We start from the raw sequence: 25,671 nt of genomic DNA on the forward strand, positions 1-25,671 counted from the left end.
CCCAGCATGCTGTGCGTGACTATGTCAGGAGCGCTGCCATATGCTCCGCGCGCTCGCATGGGAGTTTCATTACCTGCGGCAGCTGGTTCAGATCTGACTCCCTGCATGCCCCTTACTCCCTGATGCTGAGCTTGGCTCATATTCGAGCGAAGCAGCCGCGTTTCGCGGTTGGCACCCAGCCGAGCCGAGGCCGAACGCAAGTTGGCAGTTTTTCACCTTAGCTTGTCCGATTTCAACCTTTTTGGCGGGGCTCCCGCCCTCTATTGCACCATCACCGAGAACGGTTGCGACGAGGGCGGCCGGCTTTTCGAAAATTGCGAGGAGTGCTGGGCCACCCACTAGCGGTCACAAACAACGATATCGGAGAGAAACATGAAGGACCTAACCCTTGCCGAGGTCGGCGAGCACGTCGGAGAAGAACTCGGCGTTTCCGACTGGGTCACGATCGATCAGCCGCGCATCAGTACATTCGCGGCTTGCACCGGGGACGATCAATGGATTCACGTCGATGTTGAACGGGCGAAGCGCGAGAGCCCATTCCGCGGCCCGATCGCTCACGGCTACCTGGCGCTCTCGATGGTCACTCCGCTCGCCATTCAGATCGGAGTCATCCCAAAAGATGCCGCGGCCGGCCTGAACTACGGCATCAATAAGGTCCGCTTCATCGCGCCTGTACCGGCGGGCGCGCGGGTCCGTCTGCGCACCATTCTGCTCGGCGCCGAGCCTAGGGACGGCGGACAGATCATCATGAAAACGCAAAACACGCTCGAGATCGAAGGCTCTGAAAAGCCCGCTTTGATCGCCGAAACCCTCGCACTCTTGCTTCCCGGACAGAGCAAATGAGTAACGCTGCCCGTTTCGAAGAGGCACCCAAGGACATTCTGTTCGAGCAGGCCTCGAGGAGCACGCTTGCGCTCAATCCGCTGATCGGCTTGCGCGGTAAAGATCTGTTCGACAGCGCCCGAATTCTTCTCAAAGCCATGGTCAACGAGCCGAAAGTAGTGACCAACCAATGGCTTTCCTTCATCGGCGAGTTGGGCGAGATTGTCAGCGGAAAGTCCGAGCGGCAGCCCGAAGCCGGCGACAAGCGGTTTGTCGATCCAACCTGGAAAAGCAGCGCCTTGCATAGCGGGCTGCTCAAGGCCTATCTGGCCTTGGGAAACGCACTCAACGAGTTCGTCAACCAGAGCAGCCTGAGCGACGTCGACAAGGAGCGCGCTAATCTCATCACGACCATCTGGATCGATGCACTTTCGCCGACCAACAATTTGCTGGCGAACCCGGTTGCGGTGCGCAAACTGATCGATACAGGCGGCAAGAGCTTATGGCGGGGCTTTCAGCATATTCTCGAGGACATCGGCAAGAATGGCGGCCTGCCTTCACAGGTGGATCGGTCCGCATTCAAGGTCGGCGAAAGCCTGGCCTCCACTCCCGGGTCGGTGGTTTTCCGCAACGAGCTTCTCGAGCTGATCCAGTACGCGCCGACGACGCCGAACGTGTGGCGAAGGCCGCTGGTGATAACGCCGCCGCAGATCAACAAGTACTATGCGGTCGATCTTGCGCCTGACAAGAGCATGATCCGCTTTCTGCTTGACAGCGGAATTCAGACCTTTTGCATCAGCTGGCGTAATCCGACGGAAGAGCATCGCGACTGGGGTCTTGATACCTATGTCGCGGCGATCGACGAAGCGGTTGACGCCGTGTGCGACATAACAGGCTGCGACGACGTCAGCATGATGGGCTCCTGCTCGGGCGGAATTACGTCCTCTGCCTATTTTGCGACGCTTGGGACTGCGAACAGAGCCAAGATCAAGAACATGATCCTGGCAGTTTGCATTCTCGATTGTGGCACATTCGGCGAAAGCTCGTTCGGTTCGCTGATCACCACGGAAACGATGCTTGCGGCCAAGGCAGCCTCCCGCCTGCAGGGAGTTCTGGACGGGCAGGATCTGGCGCGCCTGTTTGCGTGGATGCGGCCAAACGATCTGATCTGGAACTACTGGGTGAACAACTATCTACTCGGAAATCCGCCGCCGGCCTTTGACATCCTGTTCTGGAACGCGGACACGACGCGGCTGCCGGCTCGCCTCCATAGCGACTATATCGATCTCTATGCCACCAATCCCTTCGTCAATCCGGGCAAGCTGATCCTCAATGGCAGGGCCATCGATATGGGCAAGGCCAAGGTCGACAGCTATGTCATTGCCGGCGTCACCGATCATATCACGCCGTGGAAGGCGGTTTACGAAACGGCACGGATCATGGGCGATAGCACGACCTTCATCCTTGCGAACAGTGGTCACCTCCAGAGCCTCATCAACCCACCTACCAACAGGAAAGCCTCTTACGCGATCGGTCCGGTCAACCCGGGCGGCCCGGATGCTTTTCTGAACAGCGCGGAGAAGCGGCAGGGAAGCTGGTGGCTTAACTGGCGCGACTGGCTGCAGGAGCGGTCCGATAGTCAAATTGAGGCGCCGAAATCACTCGGCAGCAAGCGTCACCAAGTCGTTGGCAAGGCTCCAGGAACCTATGTCTTTGAACAGTGACAGCGATGCCGCCGATAAGCCTGTGGCGGACGGCACCTTGAAGCCGGGCGCGTCCGTCATGAACTCGAGCGGCTCCTCGGGCGGAATCGAGGTCCGCATGATCCGGGTGGGAGGCCAACTGCTCAACACTGCAGTGAAGCACTCGCCAGGCAGCCGGCCGCCGCTTCTGCTGTTCAACGGTATCGGCGCAAACTGGGAACTGGCGAAGCCTTTTCTCGAAGCGCTGACGGACACGCCGGCGATCATCTTTGACATACCCGGTATCGGCGGTTCGCCGCTGCCGTTGTTGCCTTACCGTCCTTCGACCATCGCACGCCTGGCTGCCCGTCTGGTCGCCGAATTGGGATATCGGGAAGTCGATGTCGCGGGCGTGTCCTGGGGCGGCGGCATGGCGCAGCAATTTGCGTATCAGTATCCCCGGGTCTGCCGGCGACTAGTGCTGGCGGCGACCTCGGCGGGCGCGATCATGGTGCCGGGCAGCCCTGGCGTGATCATGCGAATGGCGACGCCGCGACGGTATCTCGACAAGCGCTATCTGGGCAAAATCGCGCCCCAAATATACGGTGGCGCCTTTCGGGATGACCCGTCCCTGATCACCCGCCATGCCAACGCGATCGCGGGCACCCGCGGCATCGGGTATCTCTATCAGCTGATTGCCATGACGGGATGGACCAGCTTCCCGTGGTTGTGGCGGTTGCGCCAGCCGACCCTCGTTCTCATGGGGCGCGACGACCCGTTGGTGCCGCTGGTCAACGGTCGGATCCTTGCGCATCTCATCCCGTACGCCCGGCTGGAGATCGTCGATGACGGGCATCTGTTTCTCGTGACGCGCCCCGCCGAGACAGCCGGAATCATCGAGGCGTTTCTGGCGGGCTAGCATATTAGCGAAATCAGGCCGCCACTCGCGCTTCTACTCAGATGCAGGGCTGCTCGCAAAGTCCATGTGCCGAATTCGCATAGGCGGATCGGCAATGCCTGAGTAGCGTATCAGCCGGCAGCTTGATCGACTCGAAACAAGTGGCGGCCTCGGCGCCAACGTGACGTGTTTTGCGTGCCACCGGCAATAAAGTTGGACCGCGCAGGGAGTACGAGCGCTCGAGGTCGCATTGCCGCAATCGCTAGGAAAGCAGGCAAAACGCAAGTTGGCAGTTTTTCACCCTAACTTGTCTGAATCCGACCTTTTTGACGGATGATCCCGAACGTAAAGCTTGCCTCGTCGGGTTTAACGCAAGCTCAAAAAGCGTCCCGAGGGAGGATTGGTTAGATGAATTCGTCCGGAAGCCCCGTTGACTATGCTGCGCTGCGCGTCGCCCGAATATTTGCGGCACAGCGCGCGGCCTTCAACGCAGATCCCTATCCATCGGCATCGCGTCGTCGAGCCAGCATCAAGGCGCTGAAGCGGCAGATCAGCCGCTATCAGGACGTGCTGGCCAGCGCCATGAGCCGCGACTTCGGCTTTCGGGCGCCGACCGAGTCGAAAATGCTCGACCTGCTCGGATCGACGCTTGAGGCGAACCACGCCATCGCTCATCTCAGGGGCTGGATGAAGCCGAGCAGGCGCGCCACCGAATTACTGTTCCTATCGAACAGCCTGTCGGTCACCTATCAGCCCAAAGGTGTGGTCGGCATCATCGTGCCGTGGAATTTTCCGGTCTATCTCGCTGTCGGTCCGCTGATCGCTGCTCTCGCGGCGGGCAATCGGGTGATGATCAAGATGTCGGAGATCACGCCTGCCACGAACGCTGAGCTCGCGCGAATGCTCGGTGAAGTCTTTCAGGAGGAAGAAGTCGCCGTGGTTGGTGAGGAGTTGGCGGACCCCAACGTTTTCACGGCGCTGCCGTTTAATCACATCATATTCACGGGTTCGCCAGGCATCGGCAAGATTGTCATGCGAACCGCTTCCGAAAGTCTCACGCCGGTGACTTTGGAGCTCGGTGGGAAATCGCCTGCGGTCGTCATGCGCAACTATCCCCTCGCTGATGCTGCAAAACGGATTACCCACGGTAAGACAGCCAACTGCGGACAAATCTGTGTTTCGCCCGACTACGCATTGGTCCCACGCGAGCGAGTGAATGATTTCGTCGCCGAAGTTAAGTCGAACGCGCTGAAAATGTGCGCACCCAATCCCGGCGGCAACGACTAGACGTGGATCGTGAACGATCGGCACTGCGGGCGCCTCAATGGATTGCTGTCGGACGCGCGTGAAAAGGGCGCCACGGTTATTCCCTGCTCAGAGTATGACGTAGGCCGCAACGGCCGACAGATGCCGTTGCATGTCGTCACCAACTGTACCGCAGAAATGCGGATCATGAACGAGGAATTGTTCGGTCCGATTCTTCCGGTGGTGCCCTACGACACTTTGGAAGAGGCTATCCGGTTCATCAATGCCGGCGAACGTCCGCTTGCGATGTACTGCTTCAGCCATGACGCAGGTGAACGCCAGGAGCTCCTGCGCCGCACTCATTCAGGCGGAGTAACCATCAATGACTGGGGATGGCATGCGATCAATCATGACGCCCCCTTTGGTGGCGTTGGCCATTCCGGCATGGGTACTTATCACGGGGTGGAAGGTTTTCGCGAGCTGTCGCACGCAAAGACTGTGTTCAAGCGGCATCGCTTTTTTCCCGTCGGTCTCTTTTACCCTCCTTACGGCAATCTCGTGCAGCGCTTGTCGTTGAAACTGTTCCTCGGAACGGGCGATCCCTCTCTGAAGGAATCAATTGCTAGCCCTCTCATCGAGAGTACACCATGAATTATCGTGAATTCGACTTCGTTGTTGTCGGCGCCGGTTCTGCCGGGTGCGTGTTAGCCTCTCGCCTTACAGAGGATCCAAAGATCACTGTGTGTCTGCTGGAAGCCGGCGGACGGGACAAGAGCGTCCTGATTCACGCGCCGGCGGGCGTCGTCGCGATGGTGCCAACCAAGATCAATAACTATGCGTACCAAACGGTGCCGCAGCCCGGTCTGAATGGCCGCCGCGGATATCAACCGCGCGGCAAGACCCTTGGGGGCTCAAGCTCGATCAATGCCATGCTTTATGTGCGGGGAAACAAGTGGGACTACGATCGCTGGGCCTCGCTGGGCAATCCCGGCTGGTCTTACGACGACGTCTTGCCGCTGTTCAAACGCGCCGAGAACAACGAACAGTATAAGGATAGCTACCACGGGCAGGGCGGCCCATTGAACGTTACCTATCCGCGTCACGAGAGCCCGTTTACCAAACTGTTCCTCGACGCCGCGGCCATGCAACAAATTCGGCGGAATCCTGATTACAACGGCGCCGAGCAAGAGGGCGCCTTCGAATACCAGGTCACCCACAAGAACGGCGAGCGCTGCAGTGCTGCCAAAGCCTACATCACCCCAAACCTGTCGCGCAAAAATCTCGAGGTTCTGACCCATGCCGTATCGGCAAAGGTAGTGATCGAGAATCGACGTGCGTGCGGCGTGTCGTACTACCAAGGGGGCGAACTGAAGGAGGTGCGGGCTCGACGGGAAGTGATCCTGGCGGGTGGGGCCTTTGGCTCACCGCAGCTTCTGCAGCTTTCCGGCATTGGCGCGGGCGAGGATCTGAAACAGCTCGGCATTCCGGTCGTGAATGAACTGCCTGGGGTTGGAAAGAATCTGCAGGACCACATCGATTATGTTCAATCATGGCGCGTGCCGAGCGACACCGAAACGGTTGGCGCTTCGCTCCGATGCACAGCGAAGCTGGCAAGCGCGGCTATCGAATGGAAGAGGAAGCGTACTGGCCTCGTGACAACGACCTATGCAACTGCCGGCGCGTTCTTTCGTTCGTCGCAGGAAGTTTTGGTGCCCGATCTGCAACTGGTCTTCGTCATCGCTCTCGTCGACGATCACGCGCGCAAGCTCCATCTGGGCCATGGCATCTCCTGCCATGTCGACGTCTTGCGCCCCTATAGCCGGGGTACGGTGGGGCTCAACAGCACCGATCCGCGCGATGCGCCCAGGATTGATCCCAATTTCCTTTCCGACGAACGCGATCTGAAGCTGTTGATCAAGGGAGCCCAGGTCCAGCAGAGCATCATCGAATCCAAGCCTTTCGATCGTTTCCGCGGCAAGATGCTGTACCCGACGCGGACCGACGATCCCGCCGGCTTGGAGAACGATATTCGCCGCCGTGCCGACACGCAGTATCACCCGGTCGGAACCTGCAAGATGGGTCCGGAGAGCGATCCGGCCGCCGTGGTCGATGCAAGGCTGCGAGTACGGGGCGTCAGCGGTTTGCGCGTAGTTGATGCGTCGATCATGCCGACGATGGTGGGTGGCAACACCAATGCTCCGACGATCATGGTTGCTGAAAAGGCCGCCGACCTAATCCGAGAAAATGTCTGAAGCTCCATTTCCCACGGGACCCAAAACCATGACGAAAATCATTCGATGCGCGATGGTCGCTTCGCTGTTTGCGATCACGGGCTGCAACAACAAGGCCGAGGTCGTCATCACGGGCGGAGATTCCATGCCGGCGACACTGAAGGCCAATGAGAAATTTGCGCAAGAGCTCAACCTTGAAGACCAGCAGGACTTCGAAGACGCCAAGCGCGGATTCATTGCACGGCCCGAAGGCAAGATTCTCGACGCAAATGGCAATGTGCTGGTCGATTTCGATGAGTTCAAGTTCGTCGAAGGCAAGGCTCCGCCCACCGTCAACCCGAGTCTGTGGCGTCATGCCATCCTCAATGCCCAGATCGGTCTGTTCAAGGTAACCGACGGAATCTACCAGTTGCGCGGCTTCGACGTCGGGAACATGACGCTGATCGAAGGCAAGAACGGGTGGATCGTCGTGGATGCACTGACCTGTCGCGAGAGCGCGGCCGCGGCATTGGCGTTTGCGCGCAAGCATTTGGGCGACAAGCCCGTCTCAGCAATCGTGTTCACGCATAGCCACATCGACCATTTCGGTGGCGCATTGGGCGTCGCACCGGCGAAGGAAGTCGCCGAACGGAACATTCCAGTCGTGGCCCCTGAAGGATTCATGGCGGAAGCTACCAGCGAGAATGTGATGGTCGGTACCGCAATGGGCAGACGTTCACTCTACCAGTTCGGCAAGAACCTGGAGCGTTCGCCCAAGGGTATGGTCGATACCGGCTTGGGCAAAGCCGTAGCCTACGGCTCGTTCGGCATTCTCGAGCCGACGCAGCTGATCACCCAGGCGTCGCAGGAGCTGACGCTCGACGGCGTGCGCTTCGTGTTCTATAACGTACCGGGCGCCGAAGCCCCCGCTGAGTTGACCTTCACGGTACCTGACAAGAAGGCCTATGCGGGCGCCGAGAATATGGCGCAAACGATGCACAATCTGCTGCCTGTCCGTGGCGCCAAGGTGCGCGATGCCCTTCGCTGGGCTGCCTACATGGAGCAGGCGCTGGAGCAGACCCGTGACTCCGAGGTCTATTTTGGTCAGCACAATTGGCCAATTTGGGGCCAGAAGCGCATCGCCGAGTTCATCACTAAGCAACGCGACCTATATAAATACACGCATGACCAAACCGTGCGTTTGATCAACGCCGGCTATACGCCACGCGAAATCGCCGACAAGATCAAATTGCCCAAGTCGCTAGAGTCGTATTTGGGCGTGCGGGGCTATTATGGCGACCTGCGCCACAATGTTAAGGCCGTGTACCAGTTCTATCTCGGCGCCTATGACGGCAACCCCGCTAATTTGAATTCGCTGCCGCCTCAGGAATCCGCCAAACGCTACCTGGATCTCATCGGCGGCGCGGACAAGACCGTCGTTGCCGCTCAAACGGCGTTCGACAAGGGTGACTACAGATGGACAGCCGAACTGCTGAACCATGTCGTTTTCGCTGAACCCGATCACCAGGCTGCCAAGGACCTGTTGGCTCGCACATACGATCAGATGGGTTATATGGCCGAGGCCGCAACGTGGCGAAACAGTTACCTGACGGCGGCAGCGGAGCTGCGCAATGGTCCGCCAAAAAAGGGCATAGATCGCTCGGGCTTCATCGACATGCTCTCGCAAACCCCTATCGAGCGGTTCCTCGAAGCGATGGCGGCAGGGCTGGACGGACCGGCTGCTGAAGGCAAGGATCTGAAGGTGAATCTTGTGTTCTCGGATACCAAGGAGTCATTCGTGCTTTGGATCGAGAACGCGGTTCTGCATCACAAGAAGTCCGAGCCCGCTGCCGATGCCAATGCGACGCTCACGCTGACCAAGCCCATCTTTATCAGGATGATGGCTGGCACCGCAGGCATAAAGGATTTCCTCTTCAACGACGACTTGAAGATCGATGGAAGCAGGATCGATTTGGTCCGCTTCCTGACCCTGATCGACAAGGCGCCGGGGACCTTTGCGATCGTAACGAAGTAACCGAGACAATTCTCCAATCCGCCCACGACGGCGATTGAGATCGACCAATCGACAAGACAAACATGAGGATTTTGACGTGACTGAAAGACCATGGCTTGCCACATACCGTGAGTGCGACATTCCCGTCGAAATCAACCCCGATGCTTACCCTTCCGTAGTGCACATGCTCGAACGGGCGATGACGGTCCACGCTGAGAAGCCCGCATTCCGATCCTTCGGACAGACGTTGACCTACGCCGAGGTGGATCGGCAGTCGCGGAACTTCGCGAGTTACCTGCAGACGAAGCTTGGCGTGAGAAAGGGCGATCGAATTGCGGTCATGATGCCCAACCTGCTCGCATTTCCAATCGCCTTCCTTGGCATCATCCGGGCCGGCGGCGTGCAGGTTAACGTCAATCCGCTCTATACGCCGCGTGAGCTCGAGCATCAGCTCCGCGATGCTGGCGTCAAGATCATGGTGGTTTTCACAGGGTCGTCGGCAACCGTAGCGGAAATCATGGCCACGACGCCGCTTGAGACGGTCATCACCGCGGGTCCTGGCGACGGCACCGGCCAGCGCCTGCCCAGTCCGCCGGTGGACGAGCGCCTGAAGCGAGCCATTGCATTGGCCGACGCACTTGTCGAAGGAGCCGCACTCACCTTCGAACCGGTGAGTCTAAACAGCGACGATCTGTTGTTCCTGCAGTACACCGGCGGAACGACCGGCCTGTCAAAAGGCGCCGCGCTGTCACATCGCAACCTGGTAGCCAATACAGAACAGTTCAAGGCTGCGATGCGCGGTGCTCCGCCTTCCGGCGAAGACGTGATCGTCACTGCAATCCCGCTGTATCACATCTTCGCACTCATGGTGAATTTCATCACCTATTTCTCCGTTGGCGCCGACAACTGGCTTGTCGCCAATCCACGCGACATGGACAGCTTCATCCAGACCCTGAAACAGGCCAGGCCCACGGTGTTCATGGGGGTCAACACCCTGTATGCCGCTCTGGTTGCTCACCCCAGGATCACTGAGGTGGACTTCTCGAATCTTCGCTTGTCCGGGGGTGGCGGGGCCGCCGTGATCGCAGCTACTTCGGAAAGATGGCGGCAGATCACCGGTCAGATCATCCGTGAAGGCTACGGCCTTTCGGAGACCAGCCCCGTGCTGTCGTTCAATCCAATGCGCGTGACAGAGTTCTCTGCGACGACCGGCTTGCCCGTGCCATCGACCGACATCAAGCTTCTGGACGATAGCGATCGTGAGGTCGCAATCGGCGAAGCTGGCGAGATTTGTGCCAAGGGACCGCAAGTGATGCGCGGTTATTGGGAGAAGCCGGAGGTCAATGCGACGGCGTTCACCGCTGATGGCTACTTCCGCACGGGCGACGTCGGCATGTTCGACCGAAATGGGTTTTTGAAGATCGTCGACCGCAAGAAGGACATGATCCTCGTCTCCGGCTTCAACGTGTTTCCGAACGAGGTCGAGGCGGTTGCTACCGCGTGTCCCGGCGTGATGGAGTGCGCATGCGTCGGTGTATCGGACGAGAAGACGGGCGAGGCGGTCAAGCTGTTTGTCGTCAAGGCGCCGAATGCCTCCTTGACAGCCGAGGATATGATCGCACATTGCCGCAGGGAAATGACGGCCTACAAGACGCCAAAGATTGTTCAGTTCATCGACGCGCTACCCAAATCCAACGTCGGAAAAATTCTGCGCCGCGAGCTCCGCGATCAGTAAGCTGACGCATGCCGTCATCGATCTCGGTCCGTACCCTTGAGGCTGCTTCTAAATGAGACATTAAATGCAGCCGGTGCCGTGTAACGCTTTGAAGGCAAGGTGGTGCCGCGAGGTTCACCGATCAGGCCTGCTCCTGCAGACCGGGTTCAGAGGCGGACCAACAGGGCCCGTCCGGAGGAGGCGGGATGCCGCGCCGGCGCCGGCTGCATACCCCGGATTCCGAGGCATTCGGCCTGCAACCGGCAACCGTCAATCAATGTAGCCTCAAACGCGCGCTACGGAAGTCGCCCGTGAGTTCGTCACGGAATGAACTGGTTTCCCCACATCAATATTCGATCGCCGCGCCTATAGTTCGGAGATTTATGATCGGTGAGACAAAAAGAGTTTTGCAATACTATCGGGGGTGAAGCACATATCGCCCGCGGGCAAGCGGCTCGCGTGCGAGAATTGCTCGCACTCTAGCGTCGGCCGCCCATCAGGCGCAGCATCATCATGAACAGGTTGATGAAGTTGAGGTAGAGCGACAGTGCGCCCATCACGGCCTTGCGGCCGGCCGAAGTGGCGTCATCGCCGCGGTCGTACATCCCCTTGATCCGCTGGGTATCGTAAGCCGTGAGGCCCGCAAAGACACCGACGCCGATAATGGAAATCATCCAATCGAGCCCGCTCGATCTCAGAAACAGATTGACCAGGCTTGCGATAATGATGCCGATCAGGCCCATGAACAGGAAAGTTCCGAATCCCGACAAGTTTCGCTGGGTAGTGTAACCCCAGATGCTGAGCGCGCCGAAGGCGGCCGCCGAGATAAAGAACACCCGCGTGATCGAGGACTCCGTGTAGATGTGGAAGATGGTCGACAATGAAATCCCGACAAGGGCCGCATAGAGGAAAAACAATCCTCGCGCAGCTTCCACCGACAACGTGTTGATTCGAGCACTGATAAAGAACACTAGTCCCAGCGGCGCCAGCATGAGCACCCACATCAGCGGACTTTGAAGCAATTCGGGGCCGGTGAACTGATAGGTCAAGAACGCGGCAACGCCGGTCAAGCCAACGCCGGCGGCCATGTAATTGTATATGCCCAGCATGAAAGCGCGAAGGCCGACGTCTATCGCCGTGGCGCGGTTTGCGGAGAAGCCGGGCGCAGCTGCATTTGGATCGTAGTTCGCCATGGGGCGTATCCTCTTGATAGCTCCTGCGGGAAGCAGCGAGCCGCCGCTCAACTCCGACAGATGAGGCAGACGATCGCACGTTCCGTAGTGTGAGCTAATCCTCGCGGATATCAGCAGCTTCGCCAAAGACAGCGACCTCGACCGACTTATCAAATTAAAGCGGAACCCTGTGCGATGCTATGCGATTTCGGCACGAAGTGGATAATTGTGCTCTAACAACCGAACGTGTCCGGTCAAGCTTATGTCGCCTGTGTTGGCACACTTAGCGGACGTGCCCACCACGGTGACGACGTCTGTTGATAGGGGCAAAGCGGACCTCGCGCTTGGGCGCTTCGACGTACGGAAATGGACCCTCAACGGACATCAGGACTTTGCAACAAGCAACTCGAAGCCAGCCCCTATCAATGCACCCAGTTGACCTGATACAATCGCCCGCTGGGGGTTGGCATGCAACGGCGGGAATTTCTTGGCATGGTTGATGGTGCGGCGGTCGCGTGACCGCACGCCATGCGCGCACAGGAGGGCCTAGAATGAGGAAAACATTTGCTGCCTTTGTCGCGGTCGCAACGATTGCCGGTTCGCTCGCCGCGACGCCCGCAAGCGCACAGCGTGGCGTCGCCGCTCCGGGCCGCTATTATGAGCCCGCCCCTTACGGAGCAGGTCGCGGGCCATACGACGATTTTGGCAGTTGCGAATGGGTGACACAGCGTTTCTGGGACGGCCATGGCTGGCGGGTCCGCCGAGTGCGAGTCTGCGGCTGATCCGCGATTGCGGCGAGATTGAACGGCTCATAGCAACCCTCGACGGTCGAGCGGAGGCCGTCGAAATCACCGGGACCGCGACGCGCAAAGACGAAGAAGACTGCAATAATCTTGACTTTTCTGCATAGCCCGACACTTCTTTTGCGATCATGCTGTATCGTGGATTGGCTACGAGAGTGGTTTGCCCCGGGAGGCTAAAATGAAGCGATCAATCGCATTGTGGGCGTCGCTAATAATTGGGTTCTTAGCTGGGAGCACTGGGACGGGGAATGCCGTAGTTTACTGCCAATACGCTGGCTATTCTGCCAATTGCGTCGTACGAGCCGAAGCCGTAGTCGCACCAAGCCACGAGCCTCGCAGAATCCCACCCTCAATTGATGCTCGCCCGAGCGGCCTTACTAGGCAGGACTTATTCGATCGGAATAACCCGAACAACCTGCGATCGGATTGGCTCAGTCCACCTGCTCAACCGGGCCAGTTCTGAAAAATAGCGCTGCGGCGCAGTCGTGGCTGTGCGAGTAGTAGCCGCAGACCGCCAAATTCGCGCCGTCTTCGAACTCTTTCGTTCTGAGTTTGGCACCTTTGAGACATGCACGTAATCGAGACAAAATTTCTATGCGTAAGTTCGACCTGTCTCGGACATTGGACTAGCCGGACAGTGGTCGGGTAGGCTGCTATACTGGTGCTCAGTTTCCCGAGCCGTTGAGCGATCAGCAGAGCTTTTTCGATGTGATTAATGCCGTGAACAGTCATTATTATTTCGTCCGGGGGCAAATCCCGAGATCATCTTGACGGTCTGTCGTGCCGCAAAAGTCAGTGCCATGACCAAGCATGATTCAGAAGCATTCGATATAGCAATGATGCGCCGCTGCGTTGCTCTGGCACAATCCGCGAGTTCAAAGAGGGAATACCCGTTTGCAGCTGTCATCGGACGACGAGGCGAATTCATTTGCGAATCGCTCAATATGGTCAGAAACGAACGAGACGTTACGCGGCACGCCGAGATGGTCGCAATTTCTTCAGCTCAGAAAGAGTTAGGGTCAACGAGCCTCGATGAGTGCACGATCTATTCGACTATCGAGCCCTGCGCGATGTGTTCTTACGCCATCCGGGAAAGCAGGATCGGCAGAGTGATATTCGGCCTACGATCCCCGGTAATGGGCGGTAACTCACGATGGAATATTCTAACCGATGCCGGTTTGTCCTCAACATTGCCGGAGGTATTTGCTTCCCCGCCCGATGTCGTGTCAGGATGTTTGCACGACGAAGTTCAGAAGGTTTTTCAGAAGTGGAATCCGTTCATTTGGGAATTCGTGAAAGCTCGGAGGATATTCGTGGATGGCTCCAGAGATGATCGGGCTGGGACTTTAAAAGGCAAGATGCGAGTTGGGCCCGGCTCGCGCCTTGCAACTTGGGCAAGGGTTTTTGTTGTTGATCGCCTTTGGCGCGGTTAGGATTCTTCACATCCGCTGTTGACACCGAATTGGCTTATTGGGTCTGTCCCTCTTGGATTGTTGTCTCCGATGCGGCTCTTGGCGCGCCTCAAGGGCGGGCATAGGCTAAGATTGGTAGAACTGCGACTTTCCGGATTGGCGCCATTGAGACGTGCCGACTGACACCGAGAATGTCTGTTAATCGGACTAGACCGGAAGATATCAGCAGAGGGCCGAAACGGCGTTTTTGCCCTAGCCGACCTCCAGTACCTGGAGTCGCTGCCGGAAAGCGGACGTCCATCGTATCTATGCTGATTGCCATAGGTGATCTTGCCTCACTCGCTCACTACGACAGCTCCGCGGAGTCACGAAGAGCGCATGCGAGTTTTGCTCTAACGATGCCGATCGGATCCTGTTAAGGCCGCATGAATAGGAACTTCGCCGTCGCTGCGGCTTCCAGATATCCATAGTCCGGAGGTCAGGCAGAAGGTAGCGGGCCGAGGCTCGCGATTATTCTTTGCCGCATCGCGTATCGGTTAGTCGACACATCGTGGGTAGGGTCTAGAGAAGGTGCGGGATGATCATCTTGGTTCGCTGTCGATAGATCTCGTAGCGCTCGCCAAATGTACGGCTGAGCAGTTTCTCCTCCGCGCGAGCGCGCCAGGCCAAGGTCGGGACGATCCCCGACAGCGCAATAAAGAGAGCCGGCCAACTGCCGAAGGCGAGCGCTTCGCCCATGACGAGCAGTGCAAGGCCCAGATAGATGGGGTGTCGCACGAGGCGATAAGGGCCGGTTGTGATGAGGCCGGTGCTCTGATCTGCTATGGGCGCGTAGCTCCAAGCGGCACCAAGCTCGGCCCGGGATCTGACGACGAGGGCGGCGCCCGCTAGCGCAAGAAGGGACCCTGACAGCGCCAGCAGCAGTGCCGTGAAACCGGCGGGGCTGCTGGGAAAGATCAAAAGCGAAAGGAAGAACAGGCCGAGAGCAGTGAAGTTGGCCACCAGCGGTGCTCGGTCGCCACGATCCTGACGTGCTCGCGTCTTGGTATGTCCGCGACTCCAACTAACTGACAACAACATGAGTCCCGCAAAGGCGAGGAGGGCGACGATACGGAGGACGACGGCCAGTGTTGACATTTCCTAGGCGCGGAGTCGTATCAGATAGAGTGCGATGGATAGCAGGAGTATGGGGAGCACATAGCTCACCGCAAGGGCAGCGACCGGCTGGTCCCAAGCATTCTTCGGCCGGTCTTCGATTGAGCCCTCGTGTACTCATTAACGGGGCAGATTGGTCCGCCGTGACCTGCGCCCCAGTTCGGGAGCGCAACTCACGGCGGTGCTCAAGGCTATTGGACCACCACCGCCGGCGGAGGAACGTAGGCGTTTCCTGGATCGGCGTCCAAATTTTGGGACGCGATCTCCGGGGCAGGCGTCAATTGCAGGCTAAATGGCCGCCTGACGGCAGTCTTTCAGAAGACGACCGAGTATTTACGGCCGTATGCCCGCTTTGAAGCAGCACTGACGATAGGCGTCCATTCCGACAGCGTTCTTGTCGGCAGTAGTCGGACTAAAGCCGATGGCGTTTACAGCGGCTTGGGCCTGCCTGAAGCATTCAGCACGTGCGGCCCTTTGATCTACCTTTGCTGCTTCTGCCGATAGCAAGGCTCCAAAGAATGGCACGACTAAAGCGACAGCGAAGAGCGTTCCTCGGATACCGATCATATTTGCCTCCTTGACGGACACCGGGCCAGTGTAACCGGGCACGAGCTGAGCGTTTCCCGGATAATTGTCGGCCCGGCCGAGACAACGATATATCCGGCGGAGCCAAGGCCGCTATGCAATAACGGCGAGGATGGCGAGTTTGCGGTGCCGCCTCGGCATTGGCCCACCGCTTGGCGGTGACGCTGACGGATAACACTTCGCCATCCAAGAAATGGGAATTGATGCGGCAGTTTGATCGAGTGCGCCGCGCGTCGAACTGCAACTTGCCGTCATCATTTCCCACGCTTCAGCGAAGCCAGCAATCGGATGGACTCACGTCGCGCAGCCAAATGGGTGATGCTGAGCGCTGTCGCAAACGTCGGTCATGCTGCCCATAACAGCGGGGTTCAGTGCCCCGTCTGCTCTTGAGGGTACAACGGACGGGCCGCGCTAGCAGGGACACTTCCGAATCAACCTCTGCCGAAATTGCATAGCGCGTTGAGCAGGTTGGAATATCTTTCCGGACGGACCTGGCGACGTCGCCATTGACAATCTGAGGTTTCCGAAGAACATCAATGGAGCAACCCAAATGACACACATGATGCGAGCGAGTTCGGTACTGATGATGGCCGCGCTGGGATTGGTGGTTGCGTCGTCGCCCGCACTTACCCAGAACGCTCCTCAGTGCGTGGTGTCGGGATCACCGCCAGCAGGCTGGGGCTTTAACTCGACGGGCTATATCGAGATCGCTTCCGGCGGGAGTTGCATGTTTTCCGTCAATATTGCCGGCGAAATATTGAGTTCGAGCGTTTCGCAGAATCCGGCGCACGGCACCCTGCAACAGCTCAATGTATCTTCTTTTGTATACACATCGGAAGCTGGATACAGAGGTAGAGATGCTTTCTCCGTTCAGGCGACCGGCAAGAGTCAGACGAGTTCTGGCACGTCAGTAATCACTATCAACGCAATCCTCCAATAGCGTTGGATCACTCTATCAGGTGACGCCCGTTTCGCGAACCATAGCGGGCCGTTGTCGACGATATTGACTGACCAGAAGCGCGCACTTGGCCCCGACTCGAACGACCCATCGCGTTCGGTTGCGGTCCGCCATCCGGTGTGAAGTTCCATCTGATGGGACTGCTCGATGGAAGTGTTGGCCCGGCAAGGCTTCGGCCTGGCATTTGGTTGAATCACAGAGCGGGTTAGGTGGCGTATGTTTGGAATTCTGGGGCTGGGGTTTCTGCTGGGCATGCAGCATGCGCTCGAAGCCGACCATATCGCCGCCGTATCCAGCATCGCCGCGCGCCGCAGCCATGTGGCCGATATCGTCAAGCACGGGCTGACTTGGGGGCTCGGCCACACGCTCACGCTGTTCGTGTTTGCCGGCGCCGCCATTCTGCTCGGCCGCGCCATCCCTGAAACCATCGCCAGGCCGATGGAGACCGCCGTCGGCGTGATGCTGATCGGCCTCGGCGCGCATGTGCTGTGGCGGCTGTGGCGCGCTCGCGTCCATTTTCACCGGCACGGCCATGGCGACGGCACGGTGCATTTTCACGCCCATAGCCACGCCGGCGAAACTACGCCGCATGCTCGCTCCGCCCACGCGCATGACCATGGCTTCCGTTGGCGCACCTTGCTGGTCGGGCTGATGCATGGCATGGCGGGTTCGGCGGCGCTACTGGTATTAGCGGTATCGCAGGCGTCCAGTCCCGCGGTCGGGCTCGGTTACGTCGCGCTGTTCGGGATCGGCTCGATGATCGGCATGGGCGCCTTGTCGATCGTGATCGCGGTGCCGCTCGCGGTTTCCGCCCGCTGGCTCACCTGGGCCAATCGCGGCCTGCAGGGGGCGGTGGGCCTCGCCACCATCGCGATCGGAATCATGACGGTGCTCGAGACTGTCTTGGCCTGACGCCGGTTGCAGCCTGCGCTGCGGGCTGATGCAGTAGCATCGGAACAGTTTCCGGCACGGTAGCCGGGCGAAAGAGGCCATCAGTGCGTCGCGCTATCTTAATTGAACTTGCCGGGCTTCCACGCGATAGCCTAAATCGACCTGCCAATCCCTCCGCCGAACGTAGGCTATCAAGGCTGAAGCGGAAGTAACGGGGACATCGTCAAACTGACGCGAATGGGCACGAAACGGACATGCCGCAGCAGTCGCTGGATGTCCGCTCTTGTGGCTGAAAAGGCCACGGGGCAGCTATGTCACGATTTCCGGGTTGCATCTATCTGACGTCATCCTCCACACCGACGATGGCTGTTCAATCGGGGTAGAGCGGACATCGAGCAAGGGGCGAGAGGGCTCACTTTTGGGCCAAAGGGAACGTCGGACTTGATGCCGAAGCCTCTAGCAAATCACTTCGCACATATGCTTTGATCGCTCAGTGATCGACCCCGGAGTTTAGCGGTCTGATAGGCGCAACGCGCGGCTGGAGTTTCCCAGCGCTGTTGTAATCACGCGCTATGCGACCAGATCCACCGCGGCATGGTCGGACAGAACAAGCCTGCCGGGGATTCCGATATCTACGTTTGGCGACTTCATCATCTACTATACCGATATCTTTCGGTGATGGCGTCAATATCTGTCGTGTGGCGAGCGAAGGGGAGGCGAATGACGCGAAACCCCGTCCTTCATAGATTACCGGAACAAAAGGAACGGCGGCTCGCTGTCGCTGATCCGACGTGGCAATTGGCCAGCGCGGTCGCGGTCGCTATTGGGGTTGGTATCGTATATTTCCTGGCGGCGCGGTTTAGCCTTTCATTACTGACAAAACCTGATGGCGTGGCAGTGTTCTGGCCAGCCTCCGGTGTTGCGGCAGGTGTCCTGATTGCCTTTGGTCCCCGGGCGAAATGGCCGGTGGCCATCGGAGCGGGCGCTGCAACGATCGCGGCCAATCTTTTGGGAGACAGGAGCTTTGCTGGTGCCGTCACTTTCGCGTTGTGCAATGCCGGAGAGGCGATGCTCACGGCGGGCCTTATCGAGCGCCAATTTGGTTCGGGTTTCGCCCTCGACCGCGTGCGAAAAGTCTTAGGATTGCTCGCGGCAGCCGTGTTGGGGAGCGCCATCTCGGGAATCGGTGGAGTTCTGGGGTTCAAGTTGTTTCACTTCTCGACTGCGCCGACTTTGACCATCTGGCAGCACTGGTTCGCATCCGACGCGCTCGGTATTCTAACGGTTGCGCCCCTGCTAATCGGCGCTGCCGCGGCCGCGCGCGACCCTCCGACGCTGAACGAGGCCCTCGAAGGGGCTGTAGCACTTCTTGCAATAACACTGACGATCACGCTTGTTATCTTTCTACCGCGCGCATCATTCGCGGCTGTAGTGCCGATTGCCCTGCTGTTCCCCCTGTTGCTCTGGCTAGCGGCCCGCTGCCGGCCAGTATTCGCCGCGGCGGCCGCGTTCGTCGTTGCACTGACGATCGTGTGGACGACAACTTTTGGCATCGGATATTTCGGTGACCCCGAGCTTCCGATCGAGGACCGTATCTTGGGCGCCCAAGCGGGCATCTTGACGATATCGCTCTGCACGCTCGTTCTTGCCGCGCTGTTCGCAGAGCGGCGTCACCAGGAGGCTGCGCTGAGGGAGGGGGCGACGCGTTTGGAAAAGGCCCTTGCGGCCGGGGCGGTGATTGCCTTTGAGTGGGATGCCCAGACCGGTGCATCACATCGCAGCGAGAACGCGGCGAATATTCTTGGATACGATCCGCAAGCACCCCTTTCGGCAGCTCGCTTCCTTGCACTGATTCATCCGGATGACCGTGCGCACTTCAAAGCGCAAGTGAGGAGTGTCCGACCTGACAACCCGTCCTATGCTGTCACATTCCGCGTGATCCGCCCCGACGCCCAGGAAATGTGGCTTGAGGAAACAGCAACAGCAGAGTTTGATGTTGATGGAAAATGCCTACGTATCGAAGGCCTGACCCGTGACATCACGAAAAGCAAGCGAGCCGAAGTGCACCAACGCATGCTGGTCGCAGAGCTTGACCACCGCGTCAAGAACGTGCTTGCGCGCGTTGGCGTGGTCGCCATGTATACCCGCGAGGGTAGCGGCACAATCGACGAATTTATCGAAGCACTCGATAGACGCATCCAAAGCATGGCAGTTGCGCACGAATTATTAAGCCAAGGTAATTGGCTGGGCGTTCGTCTTGCGGATCTTGTTCGGCACCAGCTAGCTCCCTACGCGACAAACGCAAATACGACGACCAGCGGCCCAGACGTCGCGCTCAACACCGCGGCAACTGAGGCGCTCGGAATGGTGCTGCACGAGCTTGTGACCAACGCCTCCAAATACGGCGCGCTGTCAATCCCCCAAGGTCGGGTGTCGGTAAGCTGGGAATGCCAGAGCAGGGACGATGCAACGTTTGGTCTGATAATCTTGTGGCGCGAGACGTGTGGCCCGCCCGTATCAGCTCCATGTAAGAGCGGATACGGAATTAGCCTGATTTGCGAACTCATCCCTCACGAGCTTGGAGGTACGGTCGACCTCGCGTTTTCATCTGAAGGCGTGTCCTGTACAATCGAAATCCCCCTCAGGCAGCTGGGCAGCCTCGCGTGAGAGTCCCTCATCGATCGGGCAGCCGAGCAACGATCGGGCGCAAGATGGCCAAAAACTGTTCGACGCTGACAGGCTTTTGCAGGATAGCTTCGACCTTTCCAGGTTGTAGGGAAACTTCCGTGTAGCCCGTTATGACGATGACTGGAATGCCTTCTTCCTGGAGCCGATCAAGCAACGGGTTGGCCCGCTCGCCCCGCAGATTAATGTCTACGATGGCCACGTCGGGCTTGCGATCGGCAATTAGGCGCTCGGCGTCAGCTATGGTGGCAGCCGGACCCGACACGTCCGCTCCAGTGTACGAAGTAGCCGTTTGATGGCATTGCCGACGTGCCAGGAATCCTCGACTAGCAGAATACGCGCACCTTTCAGTTCCGACGATCCAGATGTTAGCGCGCGTGCCGTTCGCTCGGAGGAACGGCCGCTTTCGGGAAGAAGCGGATTTGGCCCGTCTTATGAAGTTTTGAAAATTCCCAGCGAACGTCTGTGCAACCAGTCGCCCTCAAGCCTTGCCTTGCTTGGTTTCACCGCCCGAGAACAAGTACGTTCGCATCCTTGCTTCCGTGCTTTTCTAGATCTGCCAGTATGCCCGCATCGGACAGGTCGATTCTCTGCGAGTGCTTCCAATCCCGGCGCGATACCTGAACGAGGCGTTTCAGAACGCGCTTCGATTTGGTTTCGATCGCCAGTTCGCGCCTCGAGTCGAAACTGCCTGGACTGAGATTGATCGATCCGACTATGGCTCGCTTGCCGTCCGCGATCACAATCTTGCCGTGCAACTTCAAGTGCCTTAACAAGTGCACCTTGGCGCCGACGTCGTGCATAATTCGCAGCCCGCCGATGCCTTCAGCGAGCTTCTTGCCCGATAGTTTATGCGGCGCGCGCGCCATGATCTTGACGCGAACCCCACGATTCACCGCACGAACGAGCCTTTCGACGATGACTGTATCTTGATAGCGTTCATTTTGAAGCCAGAGCGATTCCTTCGCTGCATCGATGACGGCCGCGATCCGTTCGCGTCCGTTATTGGGGCACCAAAGCAGATGTGATTTAGGGTCAGGTTTGAACGGCTTGCGAGCCCAGTCGGCGTCGAAGCACCTTATCATTTCCTTCACTTCGCTCTTTTTGGTCGTCGTAACCGCATAATCGCGCGTTTCAGTCAGATCGCGAGGCTCCCAGTTGAGGGACTCTACAAAACCTATCTTGTCGTCGATAACCATCGACTTTTGATGCGTGAGAGCAAAGGCGGCACTGCTATCGCGCACCTTGACGCCGGCAGCGAGAAGGGCTTTTCGGGCCTTTTCATTTTCGCTCTTGCCGTTGCGGCGCGCCGGATTGAGCATCACGCGAACATTGACCCCGCGTTGGTGGGCTGCGATCACCGCGCGGAGCAGTGTCGGCTCGGTAAATAGAAACATCCTTATGTTCAACGCGCGCTTGGCGGCATTGATCGGTTCAAGGATCGCGCTGACGGTATCGTCTGGAAGAACGATGAGCGTATGCGACATTTTCTTGCTCCTGAAGGAGGCTGGAATTGTTCAAGGGTTACGCCGCATTGGCAGGTAGAGCTCCCGTTGTTTCGTACTGGATGCGGTGAAGTTCGGCGTAAACGCCACCGAGCGCAAGCAGCTCGCCGTGCGAGCCTTCCTCGGCGACAACGCCGTCTTTGAGGACAACAATCTTGTCCGCCTCGCTGATGGTACTCAGGCGATGTGCGATCATGATGACTGTGCGGCCTTTCATCAACTCTCGCAGGGCGTCAATGACAAGGTGTTCTGATTCGGTGTCGAGTGCCGCCGTCGGCTCGTCCAGGATCATAATCGGGCTATTGCGAATGACGGCGCGCGCAATGCCAATGCGCTGGCGCTGGCCGCCCGAAAGCGTGTCCCCGCGTTCGCCGACTACAGTGTCGTAACCATGGGGCATGCGACTGATGAATTCATCGGCATTGGCTATTTTCGCGGCGGCAAAGACTTCTTCATCGGTTGCGCCGGGCCGCCCGTAAGCGATGTTTTCGCGGATTGTCCCGCGGAACAGAACCGTCTCCTGCAACACAAAGCCAACCTGGGCTCGCAGCGCGTCGAGCTTGAAGGTTGCAACGTCGACGCCATCGATTAAAATTCGTCCGCCCTTCGGGTCGTAAAAGCGAGGGACCAGACTCAACACAGTGGACTTGCCCGAACCGGTTGGTCCGACAATGCCCACGACCTGACCGGGTTCGATCTTGAACGAAACATCCCGCAGCACCTGCGTCTCATCGTCATAGCCAAACGCGATGTTTTCGAATGCAATTGCGCCATTCACCCGGCCGGGATCGGCTGCCTCAGGGTGTTCGCGAATGACTTCGTCTGCCGACAGTATCTTTTGGATGCGTTCAAGTGCCACCGTCGTCTGCGCAATCGCGCTGGTCATGCTTGCGAGGTCCTTTACTGGTTTGAAGAACTTCGCAAGGTAGGCGAGATAGACCGTAAGAGCGCCTGCAGTCATGGTCCCCGCGACGATCAGCGCCGTTCCCCTCCACAGCACGATGGCGGTGCAGATCGCGACTACAATACTGACCATAGGCGACAGGAGCGACTTCACCTGCCGGGCCTTGAGAGCGGCCTCGACTGTCGCGTGGCTCGCGGCTTCGAGATGGGCGATTTCAAGATCCTGTCGTCCGAATGCTTTTATTGCCCGAACCGACCCTAGCCCTTCCTGAACAACTGCGACGACTTCGCTCTGCTTGGCCCGGACAGTCCGCGTGACTTCCTTCACGGCCCTCTTGAAATGCATGACCGCCATCAGAAGGAAGGGCGTAATGGCGAGGGCGATCAGAGTGAAGTCCCAGTCCAGCCAGAGCATCAAGCCAATCATGAAGACAATGGTGATGATGTCCACGATGATGCTCAGCGTTGACGACGACGCAAAGCTCTGGATCGTCGCAACGTCGCTGGTAATGGTTGACATCAGCGCGCCGGTCTTTGCCGTGTCGTAGAATCGCAGCGAAAGACGATGCAGATGCTCGTAAATGCGAATCCGCAGATCATTGGCGACCCACTGCCCAACGCTTGTGGTGTAATAGTTGTCGATGTAGGTCGCGACCGCACCGATAACCGCAATGATCAGTGTGGCGACGCCGGCGAACAGCGCCACGCCAAGCGTGTGTCGTCCAAAGCCGTAGTGGTGCGCCCACTCCAACCAATGAGGCAGGTGGTGCTTGCCGAGTGCATCGTCGAGCACAAGCTTTAGCGGCCACGGTGCGGCGAGACTTGTAGCAATTTCAGCCAGCATCGCGACAAAGACAATTGCGAGCCAGCCCCGATAGGGCCGAAGAAGCCCAATCACCAAGCGCGTCATTTGTTTCGTCCGACGGAGGCGGAATCAAGCCGGCAAAAGACTGCAAGATTCTCGCAATTGTTAAAGTTTCTTTCGATTGACAAACTGCCCGTTCTCGTCTGATTGCGCTATGCGAAATCCGACCACCGGACCCAGCAACCTGAAGTCCGCTTGAGCTTTCCACGGTCAGCAGTTCAGGCGGCGCGATTGGCTTCTCCAATGCAGGGCTTTTTGAAGCAAGGTTCGCAGGGTCTGTGCGTTGCCAGAATTGCCAGGTCTCCTGGACGACAGTCGAATAGAGCCAAAGCCATTCGCAGCTCCTCAGTAGCACGGCGGATAAGGGTAATAGCCGCAGTAGGGATAGGTGCTGGCTGCCGCCGCACCCAGCGCAGCCCCACCCACCGCGGCGGCACCGACCGCTGCAGCACCGTAGCCTCCGCGATACCAGGCACCGCGAGCGACGTAGGGACGACGCCAAGCGCCGGCTGCGCCGACACCCCCGACCCGCGCGTAGCCGCCGTGGAAGCCGGCAGCGTGGAAGCCGCCCATGCCGCCAGCATGGAAGCCGCCACCGTGGAAGCCGCCGAAACCGAAGCGGTCGATGAAGAGTGCCGCCGGCCCGTCGCCGCCAGCCAGATCGCCTTCGAGCACATCCACATCGAAGGTCAGCCGGTCGCCCTCCAGCTTCGCCGTCTTCAGCACCACGACGGCATCGCGGATTTTCGAACCGTCCGTACTGAACACTGAGACGGTGGCGTTCGGCGGATCCTTGGTAAAGCTCTCATCGCTGGCATTGTTTGGTGACCATTCCGCCAGCAGGTCGGTGGTGAGCGAATGCCCTGCCGCCCGCACCGGGCGGTCCGCGAAAACGATCGAGTTAGGCGCCACTCCGGTGAGTGTCAGTTTCCCGCCCTGCAGGCTGGCGCCGCGGGCATTCATGACGATCAAGGACGGCACAATCTCCGGCTTGGCTTGGCCGATCGTTTTCTGCAGGGGCATGTGCTGCGGCGTCGAAGGCGTGGTCTGGGCCAGCGCCGGTGCCGCCCCGCAGAGCAGGAGGGCGATGATCATGCAGCTTGTTCGGTTCTTCTTGGCCATGAGGAACTCCTTGCCGTGATTGCCCAGAGCTTGTGGTACAGGGTTGACATCCCTCAAACGACATAGGCGAGGAGCACGTTGCTTCGCCGTCCTGCGGGACGTCCCGTAAAAGTCCTCTCTCTCAGCACCCGGTTACACGCGGATGCTCGCTTCAAGATTGCTTGCGAGAGATTGGTCGAAGCGCCGCGCATACGCTATGCAGTTTCGGCCCTTCTGACGCTGGAAATCCACATGATCCCGCAAGGTGAGCAAGTCTTGCGGAAGCAGAAAATAGTTGCCGCCTCCACGCCACTGGCATGCATTGGCATTCGGCAGGCGCTGGCCCTTGGGGTGAGCAAAAGCGAAACAGAAGCCACCGGGAAGACGTTGGATTCTCATGGGTGAGTCCGGTCATAGCGATCAGCGGCTGAATATTCTCATCATCTCGGGGGCGGCCCAATCGGAAGTGGCCCACCCATGCCCGTTCGTTCTTGCGGAGAAGGTAGCGCAGCGTTGGTGCCGGGTCGGTACCAGGGATTGGTCAGACATTCGGCATCTGTGCCGGACGCCGAGGCTTGGCAGGCTTGTAGGCTGTTAAAAGAGCAGCCGCTCCAACCGGGATTGTCCATGCCCTGGATGCAAAAAGGATACTGCGATATGCCAGTTTGGGCGGAAGCCGGAATGTGATCGATCGTCCAGAATCCTGCTGCAGCGAGCAGCGCGGTGAGGGGCACACGGATCATTTCCGCACCTTCATGGCTGGAGTGGTGCTCTTCTCCGGAGCCTTGGGCATCGATTGGGCGGGGACGAGCCAGCGAAGGCACTAGTCAGCCAGAGCCTGTCCACGCGACTTACCGCTTCTGGACAGAGACTATTCGCTCCTCAATCGTTCGCTATGCAAATTCGGCATCCTGTAGAAGGATCTGCAACAGTCTGCGCAAGGCGGCATTATCAGCAACCAAGCAAGACGGCCCGGCTAGCATCCGACAAGGTGCCAATTGGAGACATCGCGCGTTTGATTTGAGGCGGTCGCAAACTGAGCAGGCCCTCT

The 25,671-nt window shown here is 58.6% G+C and carries 19 protein-coding genes and 1 pseudogene; 12 read left to right on the forward strand and 8 right to left on the reverse strand.

Annotation, left to right across the window (positions count from 1 at the left end; genetic code table 11):
• The first annotated feature begins 372 nt into the window (after positions 1 to 372).
• From V1279_RS06020 to V1279_RS06050, 7 genes and pseudogenes are all read left to right on the forward strand, one after another.
• Positions 373 to 843, forward strand: a complete 471-nt coding sequence (locus V1279_RS06020) for a MaoC family dehydratase (protein WP_334433470.1) — start codon at positions 373 to 375, stop codon at positions 841 to 843.
• Entirely contained in the window at positions 840 to 2,546 is a 1,707-nt protein-coding gene (locus V1279_RS06025) for an alpha/beta fold hydrolase (RefSeq protein ID WP_334433472.1), read from the forward strand. Before V1279_RS06020 ends, V1279_RS06025 begins: the two co-directional genes overlap by 4 nt.
• Positions 2,536 to 3,423 carry a poly(3-hydroxyalkanoate) depolymerase gene (phaZ, locus tag V1279_RS06030; RefSeq protein ID WP_334433474.1) on the forward strand — a complete coding sequence of 296 codons (888 nt, stop codon included), beginning with the start codon at positions 2,536 to 2,538 and terminating at the stop codon, positions 3,421 to 3,423. Before V1279_RS06025 ends, phaZ begins: the two co-directional genes overlap by 11 nt.
• A 387-nt stretch (positions 3,424 to 3,810) precedes the next feature.
• A pseudogene (locus tag V1279_RS06035) lies at positions 3,811 to 5,298 on the forward strand (coniferyl aldehyde dehydrogenase).
• A complete protein-coding gene (locus V1279_RS06040; RefSeq protein ID WP_334433476.1) occupies positions 5,295 to 6,899 on the forward strand; it encodes a GMC family oxidoreductase in 1,605 nt (534 codons plus the stop codon). Before V1279_RS06035 ends, V1279_RS06040 begins: the two are co-directional and overlap by 4 nt.
• Before the next feature lie 52 nt (positions 6,900 to 6,951).
• Positions 6,952 to 8,892 (forward strand): alkyl/aryl-sulfatase, encoded by a 1,941-nt coding sequence (locus V1279_RS06045; RefSeq protein WP_334433478.1) that lies wholly within the window; start codon positions 6,952 to 6,954, stop codon positions 8,890 to 8,892.
• A gap of 178 nt (positions 8,893 to 9,070) precedes the next feature.
• Complete coding sequence (locus V1279_RS06050; RefSeq protein ID WP_334446230.1) at positions 9,071 to 10,606, forward strand: AMP-binding protein; 1,536 nt, start codon at positions 9,071 to 9,073, stop codon at positions 10,604 to 10,606.
• 458 nt (positions 10,607 to 11,064) lie between these two features.
• Here V1279_RS06050 and V1279_RS06055 read toward each other — a convergent pair whose 3' ends face one another.
• Positions 11,065 to 11,778, reverse strand: a complete 714-nt coding sequence (locus V1279_RS06055) for a Bax inhibitor-1/YccA family protein (RefSeq protein ID WP_334433480.1) — start codon at positions 11,776 to 11,778, stop codon at positions 11,065 to 11,067.
• A 530-nt stretch (positions 11,779 to 12,308) separates the two neighbouring features.
• On the opposite strand from V1279_RS06055, the gene V1279_RS06060 reads away from it, so the two are divergent.
• On the forward strand, positions 12,309 to 12,539 hold the full coding sequence (locus tag V1279_RS06060) for a hypothetical protein (protein ID WP_334433483.1): 231 nt from the start codon (positions 12,309 to 12,311) through the stop codon (positions 12,537 to 12,539).
• An 821-nt stretch (positions 12,540 to 13,360) separates the two neighbouring features.
• Positions 13,361 to 13,993: a nucleoside deaminase gene (locus V1279_RS06065; protein ID WP_334433486.1), complete on the forward strand. Its 633-nt coding sequence runs from the start codon at positions 13,361 to 13,363 to the stop codon at positions 13,991 to 13,993.
• A gap of 540 nt (positions 13,994 to 14,533) precedes the next feature.
• Here the strand turns inward: V1279_RS06065 and V1279_RS06070 are convergent.
• Complete coding sequence (locus tag V1279_RS06070; protein WP_334433489.1) at positions 14,534 to 15,109, reverse strand: methyltransferase family protein; 576 nt, start codon at positions 15,107 to 15,109, stop codon at positions 14,534 to 14,536.
• Between the two features lie 1,153 nt (positions 15,110 to 16,262).
• Between V1279_RS06070 and V1279_RS06075 the strand changes: the two genes are divergently transcribed.
• The 3 genes from V1279_RS06075 (at position 16,263) to V1279_RS06085 (ending at position 20,228) form a co-directional block, all read left to right on the forward strand.
• A complete protein-coding gene (locus V1279_RS06075) occupies positions 16,263 to 16,652 on the forward strand; it encodes an Ig-like domain-containing protein (RefSeq protein ID WP_334433492.1) in 390 nt (129 codons plus the stop codon).
• Positions 16,653 to 16,886: 234 nt separating this feature from the next.
• Positions 16,887 to 17,582 carry an urease accessory protein gene (locus V1279_RS06080; RefSeq protein ID WP_334433495.1) on the forward strand — a complete coding sequence of 232 codons (696 nt, stop codon included), beginning with the start codon at positions 16,887 to 16,889 and terminating at the stop codon, positions 17,580 to 17,582.
• A gap of 699 nt (positions 17,583 to 18,281) precedes the next feature.
• On the forward strand, positions 18,282 to 20,228 hold the full coding sequence (locus V1279_RS06085; protein ID WP_334433497.1) for an MASE1 domain-containing protein: 1,947 nt from the start codon (positions 18,282 to 18,284) through the stop codon (positions 20,226 to 20,228).
• Positions 20,229 to 20,235: 7 nt separating this feature from the next.
• On the opposite strand, the gene V1279_RS06090 is transcribed toward V1279_RS06085, so the two are convergent.
• The 6 genes from V1279_RS06090 to V1279_RS06115 form a co-directional block, all read right to left on the reverse strand.
• Positions 20,236 to 20,511: a response regulator gene (locus V1279_RS06090; RefSeq protein WP_334433500.1), complete on the reverse strand. Its 276-nt coding sequence runs from the start codon at positions 20,509 to 20,511 to the stop codon at positions 20,236 to 20,238.
• Between the two features lie 238 nt (positions 20,512 to 20,749).
• Complete coding sequence (locus tag V1279_RS06095; protein ID WP_334433502.1) at positions 20,750 to 21,733, reverse strand: phospholipase D-like domain-containing protein; 984 nt, start codon at positions 21,731 to 21,733, stop codon at positions 20,750 to 20,752.
• A gap of 37 nt (positions 21,734 to 21,770) precedes the next feature.
• Complete coding sequence (locus tag V1279_RS06100) at positions 21,771 to 23,564, reverse strand: ABC transporter ATP-binding protein (RefSeq protein ID WP_334433504.1); 1,794 nt, start codon at positions 23,562 to 23,564, stop codon at positions 21,771 to 21,773.
• A gap of 300 nt (positions 23,565 to 23,864) precedes the next feature.
• The gene (locus V1279_RS06105) at positions 23,865 to 24,641 is read right to left on the reverse strand and encodes a hypothetical protein (RefSeq protein ID WP_442894736.1); all 777 of its coding nucleotides are present in this window, start codon (positions 24,639 to 24,641) and stop codon (positions 23,865 to 23,867) included.
• A gap of 132 nt (positions 24,642 to 24,773) precedes the next feature.
• A complete protein-coding gene (locus V1279_RS06110; protein WP_334433506.1) occupies positions 24,774 to 25,019 on the reverse strand; it encodes a hypothetical protein in 246 nt (81 codons plus the stop codon).
• 41 nt (positions 25,020 to 25,060) lie between these two features.
• On the reverse strand, positions 25,061 to 25,363 hold the full coding sequence (locus V1279_RS06115; protein WP_334433508.1) for a DUF3551 domain-containing protein: 303 nt from the start codon (positions 25,361 to 25,363) through the stop codon (positions 25,061 to 25,063).
• Positions 25,364 to 25,671 lie beyond the last annotated feature (308 nt).

This window comes from Bradyrhizobium sp. AZCC 1610 (assembly GCF_036924515.1).
Classification (GTDB): domain Bacteria; phylum Pseudomonadota; class Alphaproteobacteria; order Rhizobiales; family Xanthobacteraceae; genus Bradyrhizobium.

Coding starts and splice junctions, on each gene's coding strand:
- V1279_RS06020 (WP_334433470.1), top strand. CDS start 373: ATGAAGGACCTAACCCTTGCCGAGGTCGGCGAGCACGTCGGAGAAGAA.
- V1279_RS06025 (WP_334433472.1), top strand. CDS start 840: ATGAGTAACGCTGCCCGTTTCGAAGAGGCACCCAAGGACATTCTGTTC.
- V1279_RS06040 (WP_334433476.1), top strand. CDS start 5,295: ATGAATTATCGTGAATTCGACTTCGTTGTTGTCGGCGCCGGTTCTGCC.
- V1279_RS06045 (WP_334433478.1), top strand. CDS start 6,952: ATGGTCGCTTCGCTGTTTGCGATCACGGGCTGCAACAACAAGGCCGAG.
- V1279_RS06050 (WP_334446230.1), top strand. CDS start 9,071: ATGACGGTCCACGCTGAGAAGCCCGCATTCCGATCCTTCGGACAGACG.
- V1279_RS06055 (WP_334433480.1), bottom strand. CDS start 11,778: ATGGCGAACTACGATCCAAATGCAGCTGCGCCCGGCTTCTCCGCAAAC.
- V1279_RS06060 (WP_334433483.1), top strand. CDS start 12,309: ATGAGGAAAACATTTGCTGCCTTTGTCGCGGTCGCAACGATTGCCGGT.
- V1279_RS06065 (WP_334433486.1), top strand. CDS start 13,361: ATGACCAAGCATGATTCAGAAGCATTCGATATAGCAATGATGCGCCGC.
- V1279_RS06070 (WP_334433489.1), bottom strand. CDS start 15,109: ATGTCAACACTGGCCGTCGTCCTCCGTATCGTCGCCCTCCTCGCCTTT.
- V1279_RS06075 (WP_334433492.1), top strand. CDS start 16,263: ATGACACACATGATGCGAGCGAGTTCGGTACTGATGATGGCCGCGCTG.
- V1279_RS06080 (WP_334433495.1), top strand. CDS start 16,887: ATGTTTGGAATTCTGGGGCTGGGGTTTCTGCTGGGCATGCAGCATGCG.
- V1279_RS06085 (WP_334433497.1), top strand. CDS start 18,282: ATGACGCGAAACCCCGTCCTTCATAGATTACCGGAACAAAAGGAACGG.
- V1279_RS06095 (WP_334433502.1), bottom strand. CDS start 21,733: ATGTCGCATACGCTCATCGTTCTTCCAGACGATACCGTCAGCGCGATC.
- V1279_RS06100 (WP_334433504.1), bottom strand. CDS start 23,564: ATGACGCGCTTGGTGATTGGGCTTCTTCGGCCCTATCGGGGCTGGCTC.
- V1279_RS06105 (WP_442894736.1), bottom strand. CDS start 24,641: ATGGCCAAGAAGAACCGAACAAGCTGCATGATCATCGCCCTCCTGCTC.
- V1279_RS06110 (WP_334433506.1), bottom strand. CDS start 25,019: ATGAGAATCCAACGTCTTCCCGGTGGCTTCTGTTTCGCTTTTGCTCAC.
- V1279_RS06115 (WP_334433508.1), bottom strand. CDS start 25,363: ATGATCCGTGTGCCCCTCACCGCGCTGCTCGCTGCAGCAGGATTCTGG.